The sequence below is a fragment of the Streptomyces sp. NBC_00005 genome, from assembly GCF_045160215.1.
Lineage (GTDB): Bacteria > Actinomycetota > Actinomycetes > Streptomycetales > Streptomycetaceae > Streptomyces.
On record NZ_CP108316.1, the window covers coordinates 8,810,460 to 8,827,832 of the forward strand.

Sequence of the window (17,373 nt, forward strand, 5' to 3'; positions counted from 1 at the left end):
GCGGGTAGAACACCCCTGATGACCACGACCCTGCGGCCGACCGAGCCGCTCCAGCACCATGCCGACGGGACGCGCTCACGCCACTACCAGGTGTGCGTGAACAGCCGCTCCGTGGGCGGGATACGCCTCGCCACGCACCCCGACTACGGCCCCACCGTGGCCCGCCTCACGGAGTTGCACATCGAGGAGCCCGACCGTGGACGGGGCCGCGGCACGGTGGCCGCCCTCGCCGCCGAGGAAGTCGTACGGGGCTGGGGATGCAAGCGCATCGAGGTGTCCGTGCCCGGTGACGCCGAGGCCGCCCTCCGGCTCACCACGGCGCTCGGCTACGTCCTGCGCAGCCGCAACATGGCCAAGCGGCTGGACGGGCCTCCGCCCGGGCTGCCCGCCGGCAGTGTCGCCCGGCCCATGACCGAGACCGAGTTCGGCCCCTGGCTGGCTGAGGAGCGGGACCGCTTCGCGCAGAGCCTGATCGAGCGGGGCGTGCCCAGGGCAGAGGCCTATGTGAAGGCGGACCAGGGGCACGCCCGGTTTCTGCCGGACGGCCTGGCGACCGAGAACACCCTGATCAGCGTCCTGGAGCAGGGAGGCATCCCGGCCGGCATCCTGTGGCTGGGGCTGTGGCCCGAAACCGCGTACGTGCTCAATGTCGAGGTCCATGCGGACCAGCGGGGCCACGGTCACGGTCGCACGCTGATGCTCCTGGCCGAGGCGCAGGGGGCCGGGGGCGGAAAGGACCGCATCGCCCTGCACGTCTTCGCTGACAACGCCCCGGCCGAACGGCTCTACGAGTCGCTGGGTTACGAGACGACCGACCACAACATGTTCAAGGACCTGCTCTGAGGCTCACGCACCCGCGGCCAGCAGCCCGTCCACGATCTCCTCGATCCGCTCCCGCAGCCCCTCCTGGCTCTTGCCGCCGTCCAGGCGCTCACCGCCGATGACGTACGTCGGGGTGCCGGTCACGCCGATCGCCTTGCCCTCGGCCTGGTCGGCGTCGACGATCAGGATGTGCCGGCCGTCGATCAGCGCGGTGTCGAACTCCTCGGCGTCCAGGCCGAGTTCACCGGCCACCTCGACCAGGAAGGGTTCGCCCTTACGGTCCAGCTCCTCGACCCGGGCCAGCACGGCCTCGACGTAGGCCCAGCCCTTGCCCTGCTCGAGGGCCTCCTCGGCGGCCTGCGCTCCGGCGAAGGCGTGCTTGTGCTTCTCCAGCGGGAAGTGCCGCAGCCGCAGCTCCAGCCGGTCGCCGTAGCGGGCCCGTAGGGCGCGCAGGTCCTCCAGGGCGCTCCGGCAGTCGGAGCACTGGAGTTCGCACCAGACGTCGAGAACGGGCACGGCGGGAGGCACGGGGGAGGAGTCGCTCATGCGCACAGTCTCCCAGTCCGTGCCCGGCCGACCCAATCGGACCCGGGCGGGCACCGGCTCGTCCGACCCCGATCCGCACCCGGGGGTGCGCCTGCGACCGGCACCTGCGGAGGAGCCGACCCGGAGATGTCCCTGATGTCCGCCCGGACCATGGCCTCGCGGGGGCCGGGCGGTGCAGGATGGAAGGGACGAAGTGCCCCTGCCCGATCGACCCTGCCCTGGAGGACCGGATGATTGCCGAGACCGTCTGTTCCGCCGTGTCCGCGGCCGGCCTGGGCATCGCGGTGGTCACGGCGTACCGCAAGCGCTTCCTCGCGGCCGCCCGCATCGCCGCCTACTCGCTCGTGCCCATCGGCCTGGCGATGACCGGCATCGTGCAGTGGCTCGCGGACACCGCCTTCAGCCCGACGGCCTGGGCGGGGTTCGGTGTGCTCGGCGCCGCCTGGCTGCTGTTCTCCACCACACGCGCGGTGGAGCGCCGACGGGGTGGCACCCGCAAGGAGCGCAAGGAGGCCCGTAAGGAGGCCAGGGCCGCCGGGCAGCAGGAGGCGGTCGCGCCGCAGGCTTCGGCGCCCTCCCTCGGTCCGGGGACCCGTGCGGCGACCCGGCCCGCGAGTGCGCCCCGCACCGAGTCGGCGGAGGACTTCAGCGACATCGAGGCCATTCTGAAGAAGCACGGCATATGACCGGTGCATGACGGCTGAAACGACACAGTGGATCAAGGCTGTGCCGCGAAGCGATCACGACCGGGACCGTACTTCACGTAATCCGGCGAACTGCCGCTCAATCCGTGCGTGTTGATCGCGCCGGAGGCGCAGTCTGCGTCATCATCGCGGCGAGATGCTGGACACGACACAGAGCGATACCGCGCCGCCGAAGGAAGAGCCGCGCGGATGCCTCTTCGCCCTTTCCCAGCCACCGCTGATGATCTTTCTTGCGGTGATCGGGTGTCTGCTGCTCATGGCCTCGTTGCACGACCTGCTGATGCTGTGAGCCGTACGCGTGGTCCCCGGCGTCACCCGCCGGGGACCGCGTCGACACCACTGTCCGGTTAGCCCGCCGCTTCCTTGCGCCGTGCCCGGTACGCGGCCACGTGCAGACGGTTTCCGCAGGTACGGCTGTCGCAGTACCGCCGCGAGCGGTTGCGGGAGAGATCCACGAAGGCGCGCCGACAGTCGGGGGCCTCGCAGCGGCGCAGCCGCTCCTGCTCACCCGCCACCACGAAGAACGCCAGCGCCATCCCGCAGTCGGCCGCCAGGTGATCGGCGACGGAGGCACCGGGTGCGAAGTAGTGCACATGCCAGTTGTAGCCGTCGTGGTCCGTGAGGCGGGGGGTGGTGCCCGCGGCGGCGACCAGTTCGTTGATCACCGCGGCTGCGGTCCGGGCGTCCGGCGCCGCGAAGACCGAGGCGAACCGCCCGCGGATCTTCCGCACGGCAGAGAGGTCGAGCTCCGAGAGCGTCCCGACCTCGCTGATTTCGTGCTTTTCTACGAAAACCTCGAGAGCGGCGACATCCGGCAGTCCGTCCGGCGTCGCGTCGTCCTCCGGCGCGGTGTTCACCAGATCCACCACGGTGTCGAGCGCGCACCCCGTGTCGTGGGTGATCAGCACGTTTCGCTCCCTGGCCTGGGGGTCGGGCGGACGCCCGCCTCATGCTGGCCGATGTTAGTGGCTGCCGCCCGGCTGCGGGCGGTCGTGCCGCCAGGACGGCTTCCCAGGACCTCGGGCACGCACACCGGCGCCGCCCCCGCGACGAATCGCGGTGACGGCGCCGGTGCGTACCGTATGCAGTTGTTCTGGCCCGAGCCGTCACCCCGAGTCGACGGCGCCGGGCGGCTTCGTGGGGCCTCGCCCTAGCTCTCCGCCAGGATGTGCGAGAGCTCCTGATCGAGGTCGAAATGCCGGTGTTCCGTGCCGGGAGGCACGGCGGCGTCGGTTCGCTTCAGGAAGGACTCCAGCGCCCGCGCCGGGGCCTCCAGGAGGGCCTCGCCCTCCGGAGAGCTCAGGGCGATGCACACGACGCCCTGACCGTGACTGCGCGACGGCCAGACGCGGACGTCGCCGGTGCCAGTGGGCCGGTGGAGGCCTTCCGCGAGGAGGTCGCGGGCGAACACCCACTCGACGGTCTCCTCGGCTCCGGTGTGGAAGGTGGCGTGCACGGCGTAGGGGTCGGCCGTGTCGTACCGCAGGCCTGCGGGGACAGGCAGGGAGGACTCGCTCGACACAACGAGGCGCAGGTGCAGCTCGCAGCTGACCGTGGTGTTCATAAGCGCCAGGGCCTTTCGCTCAGTGTGCGCTCGGGGATTCGCACGTCGGCGAAATCGACATGCCACCTACGGTGCCGTTGTAAACCCCTCTGAGTGTTTTGCGTGCCTTTACGTAACTCTTCCGGCCGACACCCCGTTCGCGCGGTACGGCCATTCCGGTGACTGGTTTCCCTCGGGTAAAGTTTGGCTGCATGAATACGGGGAGTGACGAGCCGGGCGAGGTTGCCGTGGCATCGGACGAGGCAGGGTCGGACGGGGCGAAGGACGAGCAGGGGCTCGGTTCCAAGGCGCCGGCGTTCATCAAGGCGCGACGTGCGCTGCATCTGAGCTGGCAGGTCGGCGTCTTCGTGGTCGGGCTCGCGGTCGTGGCCGCCGGCATCGTCATGCTGCCGCTGCCCGGCCCGGGCTGGGTCGTGATCTTCGGCGGCATAGCGATCTGGGCAACCGAGTTCGTGTGGGCCCAGCTGGTGCTCCGCTGGACGAAGCGCAAGGTCACCGAGGCTGCCCAGAAGGCCCTCGATCCCAGAGTGCGACGCCGCAACATCACGCTCACGGTGATCGGTCTCGTGATCGTGGGTGTCCTGGTCGGCATCTACCTCTGGAAGTTCGGCGTCGTGATGCCCTGGAAGATCAAGGACCAGTGACCCGCGCGAGCGGCGCGGGTACCGGTCGGTGCGGGTTCGCGCTGGTCACAGGCACCCTCTGACATGGGGTAATGTTCTCCCTGCGTCCGGGCGATTAGCTCAGTGGGAGAGCGCTTCGTTCACACCGAAGAGGTCACTGGTTCGAACCCAGTATCGCCCACCGGATCGGCGGCCCGTCTGCGAGAGCAGACGGGCCGCCGTCGTATGTGCCCCTGGTGGTGAACGCCCCCGCTCCGATGAGTTTCGGCCGGGCAACTTCCGTGTGCGGACGGCCAGTTGATGTTCGGTCGGTCGATCGCGCGTGTCTCACCTGCGGTAACGCCCCTCTTGCGGTCGGCCCCGACGCTGAGGCGCCGTCAACTCGCACAGGCGCCTCCCAAGAAATTCCTGTCCGAATCATTGACGCACCCCGAGGCCCTCCGTAACTTGTGCCAGCAAGCGCTTACTTGAAACGATTCATGCAGGCGGCAACGACGCCGGGGAGGGCCCGACTGTGGGAACCAGCAGGAATGTTGAGAGGCGTACGATCCTGAAGGTCGCGGGGGCATCGGCGGCCACGCTGGGGCTGGCCGCGACGACGGGCTGTGGTGGCGACAGCGGCACGTCGGCCGACGGGACGGTGACGATCCGTTACTCGTGGTGGGGAGCCGACGAACGGGCCAAGAAGATCAACCAGACCATCAAGCTCTTCGAGAAGAAGTATCCGAAGATCAAGGTGAAGACGGACTTCCAGGACTATGTGTCTTTCTGGGAGAAGTTCCAGACGCAGGCGGCCGGTGGAAATCCTCCGGATGTTTTCCAAAACGCCGTCACTTTCCTTCGGAAGTACGACAAGAGAAGCGTTCTGCTCGACCTCAAGTCCCAGATCGACGCGGGAAATCTGAGCCTGGACAACTTCCGGGCGGGTGTCACGAAGGTCGGTGAGGTCGACGGCAAGCAGCTCGGCATCCCCGTCGGCTCCAACACCATGGCGCTGGTCATCGACAAGAAGGTCTTCCAGAAGGCGGGCGTCGAGCCGGAGACGGGCTGGACCTGGGACGACTACTTCAAGGCCCTCAAGACCATCTACGACAAGACCAAGGTCCCCGGGGACACGGGCTACTTCAGCATCATGTATCTGTACGACCTCTACCTCCGGCAGAACGGAAAGGCCTTCTACACCAAGGACGGACTCGGTTTCGACAAGGCCGATCTGACGGAGTGGTGGCAGGACGGCTACAACCGGGTGAAGGCCGGCATCATCACCGACCCCAAGACGGTCGCGCAGGACCGCCCCAAGTCCTCGCTGTCCGCCGCGCACGGGGCATCGGAATTCACCTGGGACAACTTCACCGTCCGCTACTCGGCGGAGGGCGACAGCGAGTACGGCCTCGCCCCGATCCCCACCATGGACGGCAAGGACACCGGCCAGTACCTGGCCTCCCTGATGCTGAGCGGCTCCGCGCGCACCCAGCACCCCAAGGAAGTCGCCCAGTTCATCGACTTCATGGTCCACGACCCCGAGGTCGGCAAGATCATGGGGTACGACCGCGGCATCCTCGCGAGCACCGAGCAGTACGACGCCTTCAAGCCGACCGACACGGTCAGCAAGGAGATCGCGCAGTACGAGACCGACACGGCCAAGGCCGGTGTCCTCGGCACGATCACCCCGCACCCGTCCGGAGCCGACACCATCGAGGCCGCGTTCCTGCGCATCGGCGGCGACCTCGGCCTGGGCAAGGTCAAGACCGCCGACGCGGTGAAGCAGTTCTTCGACGAGTCGCAGGCCGCCTTCCAGGCCTGACCGGACCTGACCGGAACCGATGGGGAAGCACCGTGACGCTCGTCAAGGACTCACCGCCCGCCACCCGGAAGGCCCGCTCCGCAGCCCCCGCCGCCGTCAAGCGGCGGGGCCGCCGGGAGAACCTCGCCGGTTATCTCTTCATGTCCCCGTGGATCGCGGGCTTCCTGCTCCTGACCGCGGGTCCCATGGTCGCCTCGCTCTACTTCGCGTTCACCGACTACAACCTCTTCAACACCCCGAAGTGGATCGGCTTCGACAACTTCACCAAGATGTTCGACGATCCGCGGTGGCAGAAGTCCGTCGAGGTGACGGCGAAGTACGTCATCATCGGCACGCCCCTCAAGCTGCTGCTCGCCCTCGGGGTCGCCCTGCTGCTCGCGCAGAGCCGGCGCGGACAGGCCTTCTACCGGGCCGCGTTCTACGCCCCCTCGCTCATCGGCGCGAGCGTCTCCGTCGCCTTCGTCTGGCGGTCGCTCTTCTCCGACAACGCCATCGTCGACCGTACGATGTCGGTCTTCGGCTTCCATGTCGGCGGCTGGGTCGGTAACCCCGACTGGATCCTCTACTGTCTGGTCGCGCTCACCGTCTGGCAGTTCGGCGCGCCCATGGTCATCTTCCTGGCCGGGCTCAAGCAGGTGCCGAAGGAGTTGTACGAGGCCGCGGAGATGGACGGAGCCGGACCGTTCCGCCGCTTCTGGAGCATCACGCTGCCGATGATCTCCCCGGTGCTCTTCTTCAACGTGCTGCTGGAGACCATCCACTCGTTCCAGATCTTCGGCTCCGCGTACGTCGTCTCCAACACGTACTGCGGTCCGGCCGACGCCACGCTCGTCTACACCTGCTACCTCTACCAACAGGGCTTCAAGAACGCCCAGATGGGCTTCGCCTCCGCGATGGCCTGGATGCTGCTGCTCGCCGTGGCCCTGGTGACCGCCGTCCTGTTCTGGTCGCAGAAGAAGTGGGTGCACTACGAGGAGGACGCCCGATGAGTGCCACCACACCCGCCACCCCCAAGCCGCTCAGTGGCCTCGGCCGTAAGCGCGCCGGCTCGCTCGTCTGGCACATCGGCTCGCTGCTGGTCCTCGCGGTCGTCCTCTATCCCGTCGTCTGGGTGATCGGCGCGTCGTTCAAGCCGAGCAAGGACATCATCAACAACCTGCAGCTGTTCCCGGCCCATCCCATCCTGGAGAACTTCAAGGGCCTGGCCGACGGCATTGCCGACATCTCGATCTGGACCTTCTTCCAGAACTCCCTCCTCTACGCGGGCGGCGCGGTCGTCGGCATCCTGATCTCCTGCTCGCTGACGGCGTACGCCTTCGCCAAGATCAGGTTCGCGGGCCGCAACCTGCTGTTCTCGCTGATGATCGGCACGCTGCTGCTGCCGTACCACGTGCTGCTCATCCCGCAGTACGTGATGTTCCAGAAGCTCGAGCTGATCAATACGTACGTGCCGCTGCTGCTGGGCAAGTACCTGGCCACGGAGGCGTTCTTCGTCTTCCTCATGGTGCAGTTCATGCGGAACCTGCCGAGGGAGCTGGACGAGGCGGCGCGCATCGACGGCTGCGGACACTTCCGTATCTACTGGTCGATCGTGCTGCCGCTGTGCCGGCCCGCGCTCATCACCAGCGCCATCTTCACCTTCATCAATGCCTGGAACGACTTCATGGGTCCGCTGATCTACCTCAACGAGCCCGGCAAGTACACCGTCTCCCTCGGCATGATGATGTTCCGCGACTCCGACGGCGTCGCCGCCAACTACGGCGGCCTCATTGCGATGTCGCTGGTCGCGCTGCTTCCCGTACTGCTGTTCTTCCTCGCCTTCCAGCGCTATCTGATCGACGGAATGGCGACCTCCGGACTGAAGGGCTGAGGCGGTCACCATGGCCGAAGTGCGGGTGAAGGCGCGCAAGGAGTCGGTGTTCGCGGAGCGGTTCGGTGTCTTCGCCGAGTGTCTGCTGACCGGGGTGTGGATCGCGGTGGCCTCGCTCGGCGTGGTGACCTACCCGGCGGCCTTCGCCGCAGGCGCTCGGCATCTGCGCCGCCGTACGGCCCATGAGGGCGGCGGCTGGCGGGAGTTCGTCGCCGACTTCCGTACCTCCGTGCGGGGTGGGTGGGTCGTCGGGCTCGCCGGATGGGGCGCGGCGGGCCTGGCCTGGGTCGACGTCCAGGCCGTGCGCGCCGGGTTGCCCGGGGGGCCGCTCGTCGGGGCCGTCGGCCTGTTCGCGCTGATCGGCGTCGCCGTGGCCGGGCTGAGGGCGGCGGCGGTGTGGACGCCGGGGGACCGGTGGCGGGTGCTGCTCGCCGAGGCCGGCCGGCGTACCGTCCTCGACCCCGCTGGATCGTTCCTGCTCGTCGGCGGAGTGGTCCTCGTCGTCTGTTCCGCCCTGCTCATCGCGCCGCTGGCGGTCCCCGTCCTGGGTGCCGTCGCGGCCGCGGCCGTCGCCGTGGAGGAGCGGTACCGGCACCGCTGACGGGCGGTGTCCTCGCACCAGGTCGGCGCGCCCCGGGCGCCGTTCCTCTCACTGTCATGCCCCTGACCAGCTGCACGGAAAGAAAACTTCCCGCACGGAAAGGAAAGGCTGAACTCTCATGTCTCCCATCCTGCGCAGGTCCCTTCTGAAGGCGGCCGCCGTCGCCGGAGCCGCCGCGCAGTTCAGCTGGGCGCTAGGAGCCAAGGACGCGCAGGCCGCGCCCAGAGCCGAGGCGGCCGATGCCGATCCCGTGACCCTGGACTGGCTGGAGGACGGCGGTCTCGGTGCCGCGCCGGGCTCCACCGTCGGCGTCCCGTGGCCGAAGGGCGCGTACCAGGCCGACCAGACGTTCGCGCTGACGGACGCGGACGGCAAGGCCGTGCCCGTGCAGTCCTGGCCGATCGCCTACTGGCCGGACGGCTCCCTCAAGTGGTCGGCCCACGCGGTGAGTTCGGGCTCCGGCAAGCTCACCCTCGCCGCCGGTGACGCGGCCGCCCCCGCCAAGAAGGTGACCGTCGACAAGAGCGGCGGCACCATCGACGTCTCGACCGGCGTCATCACCGCGAAGATCGGCAAGAACGGCTCCACGCTCATCAAGTCGGTCACCCGCGGTTCGACGGAGATCGCCAAGAACGGCCGGCTCGTGCTGATCCGCCAGCCCGAGATCGAGGACGAGGACCAGGGCGCGGTCAGGACCGAGCGCTTCGACGGCGCCATCGGCGAGGTCACCGTCGAACAGGACGGCCCGGTCCGTGCGGTCGTCCGTATCGACGGCAAGCACCGCAAGGGAAGCCGGAGTTGGCTGCCGTTCTCCATCCGGTTGTACTTCTACGCCGGTGCCGACTCCTTCCGCATGGTGCACACCATCACCTACGACGGCACACAGGAGCCGGGCAAGGCGAGCGGCGACTTCATCCGCGGGCTCGGGGTCCGCTTCACCGTGCCCATGCGGGACCAGTCGTACGACCGGCACATCCGGATCGGCGGCGAGGGCACCGGTTTGCTGCGCGAGGCCGTGAAGGGGATCACCGGTCTGCGCCGTGACCCGGGGGCGGCCGTGCAGGCGGCGCAGTACGCGGGGCAGAAGCTGCCGGACCCCTCCACCTGGGATCAGCGGGTCACCAGCCGCCTCCAGTACATCCCCGAGTGGGGCGACTACACCCTCTCCCAGCTCTCCGCCGACGGCTTCACGCTGCGCAAGCGGACCAAGAAGGGGTATGGCTGGATCGGCGCCGGCGGCGGCAAGCGGGCCTCCGGCTTCGGCTACGTCGGTGGCGTCAGCGGCGGATTCTCCTTCGGGCTCAGGGACTTCTGGGAGAAGCACCCCGCCCAACTCGACATCCGCGACGCCCAGACCGACGAGGCCGAGGTCACCCTCTGGCTCTGGTCGCCCGAGGCGCAGCCCATGGACCTGCGCTTCTACCACGACGGCATGGGCCAGGACACATACGCGAAGCAGCTCGAAGGCCTGGAGATCACCTACGAGGACTACGAGCCCAAGTTCGGTACCCCGTACGGCATCGCCCGCACCTCCGAACTCCTCTTCTGGGCCAACGAGTCGACGCCTTCGGCAAATGCCCTGGCTCAACAGGTCGACGCCGTACGGGTGTTGCCGCAGCTCGCCGCCCCGCCCAAGCAGCTCATCAAGGCCAAGGTCTTCGGCCCGGGCCTGTACTCCGAGCCCGACCGCTCCACGGCCGCCAAGGCGAAGATCGAGGACCACCTCGACTTCCTCTTCACCTACTACAAGGACCAGGTGGAGCAACGCCGTTGGTACGGCTTCTGGGACTACGGCGACTTCATGCACTCGTACGACACCGTGCGTCACCAGTGGCGGTACGACATCGGCGGGTACGCCTGGGACAACTCCGAGCTGTCGCCGGACCTCTGGCTCTGGTTCGCCTACATCCGCTCCGGGCGTTCCGACATCTTCCGCTTCGCCGAGTCGCTCACGCGGCACACCGGCGAAGTGGACGTCTACCACCTGGGCGACTGGGCCGGCCTCGGCACCCGGCACGGCGTACAGCACTACGCCGACAGCGCCAAGCAGCAGCGCATCGCCAACACCACCTACCGGCGCTACTACTACTTCCTCACCGCCGACGAACGCGTCGGCGACCTCATGCACGCCAACGTCGACTCCGACGAGACATTCCTCGTCCTCGACCCGATCCGCAAGATCCGCACCGAGCCGTACACACCCGACCGGCACGCCCTGTCGATCGGCTTCGGCACCGACTGGAGCGGACTGGTCTCGGCGTGGCTGACCGAGTGGGAGCGCAAGGGCCCCAAGTGGGAGAAGGCCAAGGCGCGCGTGCTGTCGACGATGGAGACGATCGCCGCCCAGCCCAACGGCTTTGTGCAGGGCAGCGGGTTGTACGACCTCGACACGGGCAAGTTCGCGATCGCCGACAAGCCCGTGGTGTCCGTGTCCCACCTCTCGGCCGTCTTCGGCCTCAACGAGCTGTGCGCCGAGCTCATCGACCTGGTCGACATGCCCGAGTTCAACGAGGCGTACTTCGACTACTGCCGCTACTTCAACGCCACCAAGGCCGAGCAGGCGGCCCGTTACGGCACCAACTTCGGCACCCTGCTGCTCTTCCAGGGCCACTCGCGTCTCGACGCGTACGCCGCCGTCCAGACCGGCGACGCGACGCTGGCCAAGCGCGCGTGGACGAAGTTCTACGACTCCGACGGCTACAAGGAGTCCTCGCCGTGGAAAACGGAGAAGCTGAGCGGCCCGGTCACGCTGGTCGCGGGCAGCGAGGCCGCGTGGGTGTCGTCGAACGACACCGCGCTGTACGGCCTCGCCGCCATCGAGAACCTGTCGCTGTTGGGCGACAAGATGCCGTGACGCTCCGCCAGGAGGGCCGGGGAACTGCGCTCGTCTGCGGTCGGCTGCGTAGTTCCCCGCGCCCCTTACGCGGCGCTCAGCGCATCGTTCCCAAGAGGTCTCGTACCCGACGGACATCCCTGATGCGTCGTTCGTACGTCGCACCGAGTGCGAGCAGCAGGAGTCCGGCGAGGGCGGGAGGTACCCAGCGGGGGAGTGCGCCGGTCATCTGGACCAGGTACGGGGCGAGTTCGTGCAGCGCGTCCAGGACGAGCACCGAGCCGCCGAGCACGAGGGGCGCCTGGAGGCGGTGCCGGGCGCCCAGCAGGGTGACCACCAGGGCCGCCGCGCCGAGCAGCAGCGGGCGGGTGAAGTGCGGGTCGTTCCAGGCCGCGGCGAGGCTCGGCAGCAGCGTGGCGGCGAGCCCGGGGCCGTACGCCGTCCAGGACGAGGCCAGCGGATCGCGGTTCCGGCGCAGGGCGCCGACGCACAGGGCCGGGACGGTGACCGGGAGCGTGTACGCCTCGACGGTGCCGACGTCCCAGGCCGCCAGCCTTACCCAGGTGGCCAGCAGGAACAGGACGGCGGCCGCGTACTGGACCCGGCGGCGTTCGGGGCGGACGGCCGTGCCGGCCGCGATGACTGCGCACAGGGCCAGCACCAGGGCGAGCATCGGCGGGTCGGCGACGGCGAGGCCGATGGCGAGGAGTCCGGCGGCGGCGCCGGTCACTTCGATCGGCACGCGCGCGTGGCTCTCGCCCAGGCGTGCGGCGAGCAGGGCCGCGGCCACCGGGACCGCCAGCACCAGCAGCGCCGTGTGCTGCTCCTGCCAGCCCGCGGCCGCACCCGTGGCGCAGGCCAGCGCGGCGGCGTACACGAGCGAGGCCGGTGCTGTGACGGGCGCGAGGTGCGGCCGGAGCGAGGCCGCGGCGAACACGGCGGTCAGGGCGGCCAGCACGGTGAGGGTGGCCGTCTGGGAAGCCAGGGAGAGGAAGGCCAGGGAGGCGGAGGCGCCGAGGGCCAGGACGGTCGGGGGCAGTGGCAGGGGGCGGAACGCGGCTGCCGCGAGGGCGGTGACGATGGCCGCGCCCTGGATCAACAGCGCGGTGACATAGGGGAGTTGAAGGACCGCAGGCACGGCCATGACGGTGGCCCAGGCGAGCACCGTGGCGCCGATCAGCGCCCGCGGCCGCCAGACCGGTTCGCGCACCAGGAGGGCCAGTACGGCGGCGACGACGACCGGGCCGAGGAGCAGTTGGCCGGGGTAGGACGGCCACGGCGTGTGGACCGTCACCGCGGCACGCGCGTCCGACGGCACACCGGACCACGGCCCCGACGCCCAGCCCAGCGGACCCAGCAGCGCGACCGCGACCAGCGGCAGCGCACAGGCGACGGCGGCCGCCTGCACGGCACCCGAGGCCTGGACGACACCACGCCGTACGGGCTCGGGCAGCCGTACCCGCACCGCCGCCAACAGCGCGACGCCGCACGCCAGATACGCCGGTACGGTCCATCCCTCGGGCAGCGTCACGCGCAGCACGCCACCGGCCGCCGCGACCAGGAACAGGCAGCCCGCCACCGCGTTGCCCGTCGCCATGGCCGGCTTCGGCAGCCGCCAGGCGGCGCCCAGCGCGATCGCCGCCGCGAGGATGAAGAGCGCCGCCGCACGGGCGGCGGCGCTCGGACCGGCTGCGCCCCAGGAGAGCCAGCCGGCCGCCAATGCGCCCCAGGCACCCATGCCGTACGCGCCGAGAGCGGCGAGAACGCGTACGGCATGGGTGCTCACCCGGAGCGCCACACCTGTGTCGAGCCCGGCCGTCACCAGGAGCGCGGCCGTGATCCCGTACGGACCCGCGTCGGCCGCGATCGCCCAGAGGAGCAGCGGGAGTTGGGCCGCGGCCAGCGCGGCGGGCAGCGGCAGACGCAACTCGGCAGCACGCGGCAGCAGGCCGTACGCCGACCAGAGCGCCGCCAGCAGCGCCGAGGCGATCGCCGCGTATCCCGCGCCGTCCGTCCCCGTGAACGCGACCTGCTGCACCGCGTACGCGTCCAGCACCGTCAGAGCCAGCCCCAGGCCGGCCACCGACTCGGCCGTCGAACGCAGCCCCCGCTTCAGCAGGAGCAGCGGTGCGCCGAGCGCGGCCAACGTGACGGCGCCGAGCACCAGTGCCCGCCCCGCGATCCCCAAATGCCCCCAGCTGACCAGGGTGAACACCATCGCCGCGACAGTGAGCAGGACACCGCCGAGCAGCAGGAGAACGTTCTGCACGCTGGGCGTCGTGGCCTCCGGGCGGGGCGGCCCGACGGGTGCCTTCCACTCCGGGTCGACCGGGCGCACCTGCTGGAGCGCGGTGACCAGCCAGGCGCGGCGATGCAGCAACTGGGCCCGGCGGGCGTCCAGTTGCCAGAGCTCGGCGTCGAGGAGTCGCAACTCCTCGGCCGGGGGCGGAACATGGGTCATGCCTCGGAGTGTGGTCCGCGTCACGTCGCCACGGCATGAGTGCGGGTACTCAGAACGTACTCAGATCCCGGGGAAACGCGCTGCGTACGGGCACACTCCCCCCATGGACTGGACGCGGTACCACTTCCGCACCCTCTGGACGCTGCCCGCCTCACCCGCCACCGTGTACGAGGCGCTGTCGCAGGCCGAGGAGTACCCCCGGTGGTGGCCCCAGGTACGGGAGGTCACCCGGCTCGACGACACCACCGGCGTCATCCGGATCCGGGCGCTCCTCCCGTACGACCTGCGCTTCACCGCCCGCGAGACGCGCCGGGACCCCGTCGCCGGGGTCCTGGAGATCGACATGTCCGGCGACCTCGAAGGCTGGGCGCGCTGGACGATCACCGCGGCCGGCACCGGCACCCTCGCCCGCTACGAGCAGGTCGTCGACGTGCACAAGCCGCTGCTCAGGAAGCTCGCCGTACCGGGGCGGCCCGTGTTCCGCGCCAACCACCGGCTGATGATGCGGGCCGGACGGCGAGGGCTGACCGCTTACCTGGAAGCGGTTTGAAGGAAGCCCGCAAGCACCTGTATTGTTCAGTCCGTTCCCGGGCGATTAGCTCAGTGGGAGAGCGCTTCGTTCACACCGAAGAGGTCACTGGTTCGAACCCAGTATCGCCCACCATGTCGATGGCGGCTCGTGCCTGTAAACAGCGCAGGCCGAGTCGCCATCGTTGTGTTCTGCGCGGCTTCGCCGCGCGCGGCGGGGGCTTCGCCACCCGCACCCCCGCGAGGCCGGTCCGCAGCAGCGGACCGGCCTTCGTCATGCACGAGTCCGTTGTCATACACGGTTCTTCGTCATGCCGCGGCCGGCAGATCCGGCCGTAGCGGCCAGTGCGGGTTCACTGTCTCCGCCGTGCCGCTCTTGGTGAACCACGCCTGCAGGCCACGCGCCTGGGCCGCGTGCCATGTCGTCTGCAGGGTGTGCAGTTCGGCGGGGGAGAGGCGTTCCAGCCGGGCGGCGAAACGGCGCCCGAGTGCCCGTACGACGTCCAGTGCGGCCAGTGCGTCCGCTCCCGCGTCGTGCGCACCCTCCAGCGTGACGCCGTAGTGCGCGCACAGGTCGGTCAGCGTGCGGCGGCCCTTGCGGTAGCGGTCCAGGTGTTTGTCGAGGACGCGCGGGTCGAGCACGCGCAGCGCCGACGCCTCGAACCAACGGTCGAGCGACGAGGCGCGATGGCGGCGCAACTCGCGGTCCAGGAGCGTCAGATCGAACGGCGCGTTCATCACCACGAGCGGACGGCCCATCGCCGCCTGCTCGGCCAGCACCTCCGCTATCTCGTACATCACCGGCGCCGGCCAGCGGCCGTTGCGCGCCAGGTGTTCGTCCGTCAGCCCGTGCACCGCCGTCGCCGCCTCCGGCACCGGCATACCCGGGTTGACCAGCCAGCGGGACACCCGGGGCCGAGCACCCGGGGCGTCCTGGACGACGACGGCGGCCGACACGATCCGGTCGGTCTCGACGTCGACACCCGTGGTCTCCGTGTCGAAGGCGGCCAGGGGCCCCTCGTACCAGCACGTCATGCCTACACAACTCCTCGTTCACCCACGGCAGCTGACGTCCCGTCTTCTGCCTGTTTGGTGATACCCGGGCTGTTTGCGCCGTACGCCGGAAGGACACAACAGGAGTACGGGTCTTTGCAGTTCAGCGGCCCGTCGCGGGGAAACTCTTGGCGTGGAAGGCTGTTGGTCATGGCGATAGCGCAGCCCGAGCGGGGCGGGCTGCTGCCCGAACGCACGGGCCCCCTTCGCGGCACACTCGCCACCACCGCCTGCATGGAGACACTGCAGGTGGGCTATCTGCACGCCGTCGCCGCGGCGGCCGGCTGCTCGCTGTCGCAACCCTTTCCGGACAACGGCATCGACTGGCACGTCAGTCACGGCTCACCCGGTCACACCGTCGACGACGAGGTGACCATCAAGGTGCAGCTGAAGTGCACGTACCAGGTCCCGCCGAACCCACCGGGGCGCTTCTTCTCCTTCACGCTCGACAACGACCATCTGCGCAAGCTCGCGCGCACGCCCGTCTCGGTGCACAAGATCCTGGTCGTGATGCTCGTCCCGAGAACCCAGGACGACTGGCTCAGAGCCAGCCACGACCGGCTGGACCTGCGGCACTGCTGCTACTGGGTCAACCTCGCCGGGCACGCGATCACCGGCCGGACCCGGACCACCGTGCGGATACCGACCTCACGCATCTTCGACGACCGGGCGCTGTGCGAGATCATGACGCGGGTCGGGACGGGAGGCAGACCATGACGCACCGCCCCCTGGAGGAGCCACTCCGGCCGGTGAGGCCGCACCCTGTGGATGCGGCCTGGCACCGTCCCCCCGAGCCCGACCAGGTCGACCCCGCCGTGCTCAGCGCCCTGCTGCTCCGGCACGGCTGGCAGCGCCGCGGCGGAGCCGCCGGACGGTACGGCCGCTGGACCCCGCCAGGCCCCGGAGGCGGCGGGACCAGCCTGCTCGTGCCGGAGAGCCGCGCCTTCCCCGACAGCGACGACCTGCTCGGCGAGGCGCTCCTCGCACTGACTCGCAGCGGCACGCCCTCCGCGCGCGAGGTGCTGGTCGGTCTCGCCGTGCCCAGCGACGAGATCCGCTGGTGGCGGGACGTGCCGACCGGCCCCGCGGACTCCGCGCCCTGGACTGTCGACGAACAACTGCGCACCGCCGCCCGCCAGATGCTCCTCGCCGGAGCACTCGCCACACGCGCGCGTGCGGGCTATTACGGCGCTCGGCACCGTCGCGCCGCCGCCGCACTCCTGGAGAGCGTCCTCGTCGGCTCCGCGGTCGGCGGAGGCCTGCTGACCGCCTTCGTGCCCGTCGGTGCGGGGCGGCCGCTCGCCGTACGCCTGCATCAGGCCCTGTACGCCGCCCGCGAGGCCATCGACTACCAGCGGGCCACCGGCGGCATGGACGCCTTCGACGGCGCGGTCGAAGCGGGCGTCAGCCGGGAGCTCACCGAGGCGCTGATCGCCCTCGTGCGCGGCACCGAGGGAGCCAGGATCGGCGTGGAGTGGGCCCCGGCGGCCGGGGTCCCCGAGGACTGCGCGGCCACCGCCGAGCCCGTCGGGTTCTCACCGGGCGACCTGCCCGTGCTGCGCGAGGCCGGGGCCCGCTATCTGCGCGAGGAGCCCTCCGTGCCCGTCCGGATCACCGGCACGGTGGTGCGGATGCACAGGTCGGGGCCGCGCGGCGAGGGCAGCGTACGGCTGCGCGTGATCGCGGGGGCCGAGATCCCGCACGTCCGGATCATGCTGGACGAGGAGGACTACCGCATCGCCGGGCACGCCCACCTCGTAGGACTGCCGGTGCGGCTGCACGGGCGGCTGGAGAGCCGGGGCGGTTTCCGACGGGTGACGGGGGCCTCCGGGGTCGCACCGGTGCAGGTGGAGGAAGCGGAGCGGGACCGGTTGATGAAGTCGCTGCAGGAGAATCTCGACTTCTTCGAGGAGGCGTGCAGCGGGGAGGACTGCGGCTGATCCCGGACTGATCTTTCCCAAAGG

Annotated in this window: 17 protein-coding genes and 2 tRNA genes; 14 read left to right on the top strand and 5 right to left on the bottom strand. The window is 69.8% G+C overall.

The genetic code is table 11. The features are described from left to right. Positions 1–18 precede the first annotated feature (18 nt). Positions 19–843, top strand: coding sequence for a GNAT family N-acetyltransferase (locus OG303_RS40230; protein WP_405874840.1), 825 nt, complete (start codon positions 19–21; stop codon positions 841–843). A gap of 3 nt (positions 844–846) precedes the next feature. On the opposite strand, the gene OG303_RS40235 is transcribed toward OG303_RS40230, so the two are convergent. Further along, positions 847–1,368, bottom strand: coding sequence for a DsbA family protein (locus OG303_RS40235; RefSeq protein WP_405874841.1), 522 nt, complete (start codon positions 1,366–1,368; stop codon positions 847–849). Between the two features lie 230 nt (positions 1,369–1,598). Here OG303_RS40235 and OG303_RS40240 point away from each other — a divergent pair, with 230 nt between their 5' ends. Then, positions 1,599–2,054 (top strand): hypothetical protein, encoded by a 456-nt coding sequence (locus tag OG303_RS40240; protein WP_405874842.1) that lies wholly within the window; start codon positions 1,599–1,601, stop codon positions 2,052–2,054. A gap of 154 nt (positions 2,055–2,208) precedes the next feature. Further along, positions 2,209–2,361 carry a hypothetical protein gene (locus OG303_RS40245; RefSeq protein ID WP_405874843.1) on the top strand — a complete coding sequence of 51 codons (153 nt, stop codon included), beginning with the start codon at positions 2,209–2,211 and terminating at the stop codon, positions 2,359–2,361. 58 nt (positions 2,362–2,419) lie between these two features. Here the strand turns inward: OG303_RS40245 and OG303_RS40250 are convergent, their stop codons facing one another. Together OG303_RS40250 and OG303_RS40255 are read right to left on the bottom strand one after the other, a co-directional pair. Then, entirely contained in the window at positions 2,420–2,980 is a 561-nt protein-coding gene (locus OG303_RS40250) for a CGNR zinc finger domain-containing protein (RefSeq protein ID WP_405874844.1), read from the bottom strand. 242 nt (positions 2,981–3,222) lie between these two features. Next, positions 3,223–3,636 carry an SsgA family sporulation/cell division regulator gene (locus OG303_RS40255; RefSeq protein WP_004002642.1) on the bottom strand — a complete coding sequence of 138 codons (414 nt, stop codon included), beginning with the start codon at positions 3,634–3,636 and terminating at the stop codon, positions 3,223–3,225. Positions 3,637–3,827: 191 nt separating this feature from the next. On the opposite strand from OG303_RS40255, the gene OG303_RS40260 reads away from it, so the two are divergent. The 7 genes from OG303_RS40260 to OG303_RS40290 all read left to right on the top strand — a co-directional run bounded on the left by OG303_RS40260 (position 3,828) and on the right by OG303_RS40290 (position 11,388). Further along, a complete protein-coding gene (locus OG303_RS40260; protein WP_405874845.1) occupies positions 3,828–4,280 on the top strand; it encodes a TIGR02611 family protein in 453 nt (150 codons plus the stop codon). 88 nt (positions 4,281–4,368) lie between these two features. Beyond that, positions 4,369–4,440: transfer RNA gene (locus OG303_RS40265), tRNA-Val, on the top strand. Between the two features lie 333 nt (positions 4,441–4,773). Then, positions 4,774–6,063, top strand: a complete 1,290-nt coding sequence (locus OG303_RS40270; RefSeq protein WP_405874846.1) for an ABC transporter substrate-binding protein — start codon at positions 4,774–4,776, stop codon at positions 6,061–6,063. 32 nt (positions 6,064–6,095) lie between these two features. Next, on the top strand, positions 6,096–7,052 hold the full coding sequence (locus OG303_RS40275; protein WP_405874847.1) for a carbohydrate ABC transporter permease: 957 nt from the start codon (positions 6,096–6,098) through the stop codon (positions 7,050–7,052). Further along, on the top strand, positions 7,049–7,933 hold the full coding sequence (locus OG303_RS40280; protein ID WP_405874848.1) for a carbohydrate ABC transporter permease: 885 nt from the start codon (positions 7,049–7,051) through the stop codon (positions 7,931–7,933). The genes OG303_RS40275 and OG303_RS40280 overlap by 4 nt, the downstream gene beginning before the upstream one ends. 10 nt (positions 7,934–7,943) lie before the next feature. Continuing rightward, entirely contained in the window at positions 7,944–8,534 is a 591-nt protein-coding gene (locus OG303_RS40285; RefSeq protein WP_405874849.1) for a hypothetical protein, read from the top strand. Positions 8,535–8,652: 118 nt separating this feature from the next. Then, positions 8,653–11,388 (top strand): Tat pathway signal sequence domain protein, encoded by a 2,736-nt coding sequence (locus OG303_RS40290; RefSeq protein ID WP_405874850.1) that lies wholly within the window; start codon positions 8,653–8,655, stop codon positions 11,386–11,388. Between the two features lie 76 nt (positions 11,389–11,464). Here the strand turns inward: OG303_RS40290 and OG303_RS40295 are convergent, their stop codons facing one another. After that, positions 11,465–13,828, bottom strand: a complete 2,364-nt coding sequence (locus OG303_RS40295) for an SCO7613 C-terminal domain-containing membrane protein (RefSeq protein ID WP_405874851.1) — start codon at positions 13,826–13,828, stop codon at positions 11,465–11,467. A gap of 103 nt (positions 13,829–13,931) precedes the next feature. Between OG303_RS40295 and OG303_RS40300 the strand changes: the two genes are divergently transcribed. Both OG303_RS40300 and OG303_RS40305 read left to right on the top strand, forming a co-directional pair. Further along, on the top strand, positions 13,932–14,378 hold the full coding sequence (locus OG303_RS40300) for an SRPBCC family protein (protein ID WP_405874852.1): 447 nt from the start codon (positions 13,932–13,934) through the stop codon (positions 14,376–14,378). Positions 14,379–14,417: 39 nt separating this feature from the next. Further along, positions 14,418–14,492, top strand: a tRNA-Val gene (locus tag OG303_RS40305). Positions 14,493–14,665: 173 nt separating this feature from the next. On the opposite strand, the gene OG303_RS40310 is transcribed toward OG303_RS40305, so the two are convergent. Next, positions 14,666–15,391: a 3'-5' exonuclease gene (locus tag OG303_RS40310; RefSeq protein WP_405874853.1), complete on the bottom strand. Its 726-nt coding sequence runs from the start codon at positions 15,389–15,391 to the stop codon at positions 14,666–14,668. A gap of 168 nt (positions 15,392–15,559) precedes the next feature. Here OG303_RS40310 and OG303_RS40315 point away from each other — a divergent pair, with 168 nt between their 5' ends. Together OG303_RS40315 and OG303_RS40320 are read left to right on the top strand one after the other, a co-directional pair. Next, positions 15,560–16,126 (top strand): DUF4365 domain-containing protein, encoded by a 567-nt coding sequence (locus OG303_RS40315; protein ID WP_405874854.1) that lies wholly within the window; start codon positions 15,560–15,562, stop codon positions 16,124–16,126. Continuing rightward, entirely contained in the window at positions 16,123–17,349 is a 1,227-nt protein-coding gene (locus OG303_RS40320) for a hypothetical protein (protein WP_405874855.1), read from the top strand. The genes OG303_RS40315 and OG303_RS40320 overlap by 4 nt, the downstream gene beginning before the upstream one ends. Positions 17,350–17,373: the final 24 nt, after the last annotated feature.

What these genes read in the sequence shown, in the direction of transcription:
- OG303_RS40230 (WP_405874840.1), top strand. Translation starts at nt 19, where the DNA reads ATGACCACGACCCTGCGGCCGACCGAGCCGCTCCAGCACCATGCCGAC.
- OG303_RS40235 (WP_405874841.1), bottom strand. Translation starts at nt 1,368, where the DNA reads ATGAGCGACTCCTCCCCCGTGCCTCCCGCCGTGCCCGTTCTCGACGTC.
- OG303_RS40240 (WP_405874842.1), top strand. Translation starts at nt 1,599, where the DNA reads ATGATTGCCGAGACCGTCTGTTCCGCCGTGTCCGCGGCCGGCCTGGGC.
- OG303_RS40245 (WP_405874843.1), top strand. Translation starts at nt 2,209, where the DNA reads ATGCTGGACACGACACAGAGCGATACCGCGCCGCCGAAGGAAGAGCCG.
- OG303_RS40255 (WP_004002642.1), bottom strand. Translation starts at nt 3,636, where the DNA reads ATGAACACCACGGTCAGCTGCGAGCTGCACCTGCGCCTCGTTGTGTCG.
- OG303_RS40260 (WP_405874845.1), top strand. Translation starts at nt 3,828, where the DNA reads ATGAATACGGGGAGTGACGAGCCGGGCGAGGTTGCCGTGGCATCGGAC.
- OG303_RS40280 (WP_405874848.1), top strand. Translation starts at nt 7,049, where the DNA reads ATGAGTGCCACCACACCCGCCACCCCCAAGCCGCTCAGTGGCCTCGGC.
- OG303_RS40285 (WP_405874849.1), top strand. Translation starts at nt 7,944, where the DNA reads ATGGCCGAAGTGCGGGTGAAGGCGCGCAAGGAGTCGGTGTTCGCGGAG.
- OG303_RS40290 (WP_405874850.1), top strand. Translation starts at nt 8,653, where the DNA reads ATGTCTCCCATCCTGCGCAGGTCCCTTCTGAAGGCGGCCGCCGTCGCC.
- OG303_RS40295 (WP_405874851.1), bottom strand. Translation starts at nt 13,828, where the DNA reads ATGACCCATGTTCCGCCCCCGGCCGAGGAGTTGCGACTCCTCGACGCC.
- OG303_RS40300 (WP_405874852.1), top strand. Translation starts at nt 13,932, where the DNA reads ATGGACTGGACGCGGTACCACTTCCGCACCCTCTGGACGCTGCCCGCC.
- OG303_RS40310 (WP_405874853.1), bottom strand. Translation starts at nt 15,391, where the DNA reads ATGACGTGCTGGTACGAGGGGCCCCTGGCCGCCTTCGACACGGAGACC.
- OG303_RS40315 (WP_405874854.1), top strand. Translation starts at nt 15,560, where the DNA reads ATGGCGATAGCGCAGCCCGAGCGGGGCGGGCTGCTGCCCGAACGCACG.
- OG303_RS40320 (WP_405874855.1), top strand. Translation starts at nt 16,123, where the DNA reads ATGACGCACCGCCCCCTGGAGGAGCCACTCCGGCCGGTGAGGCCGCAC.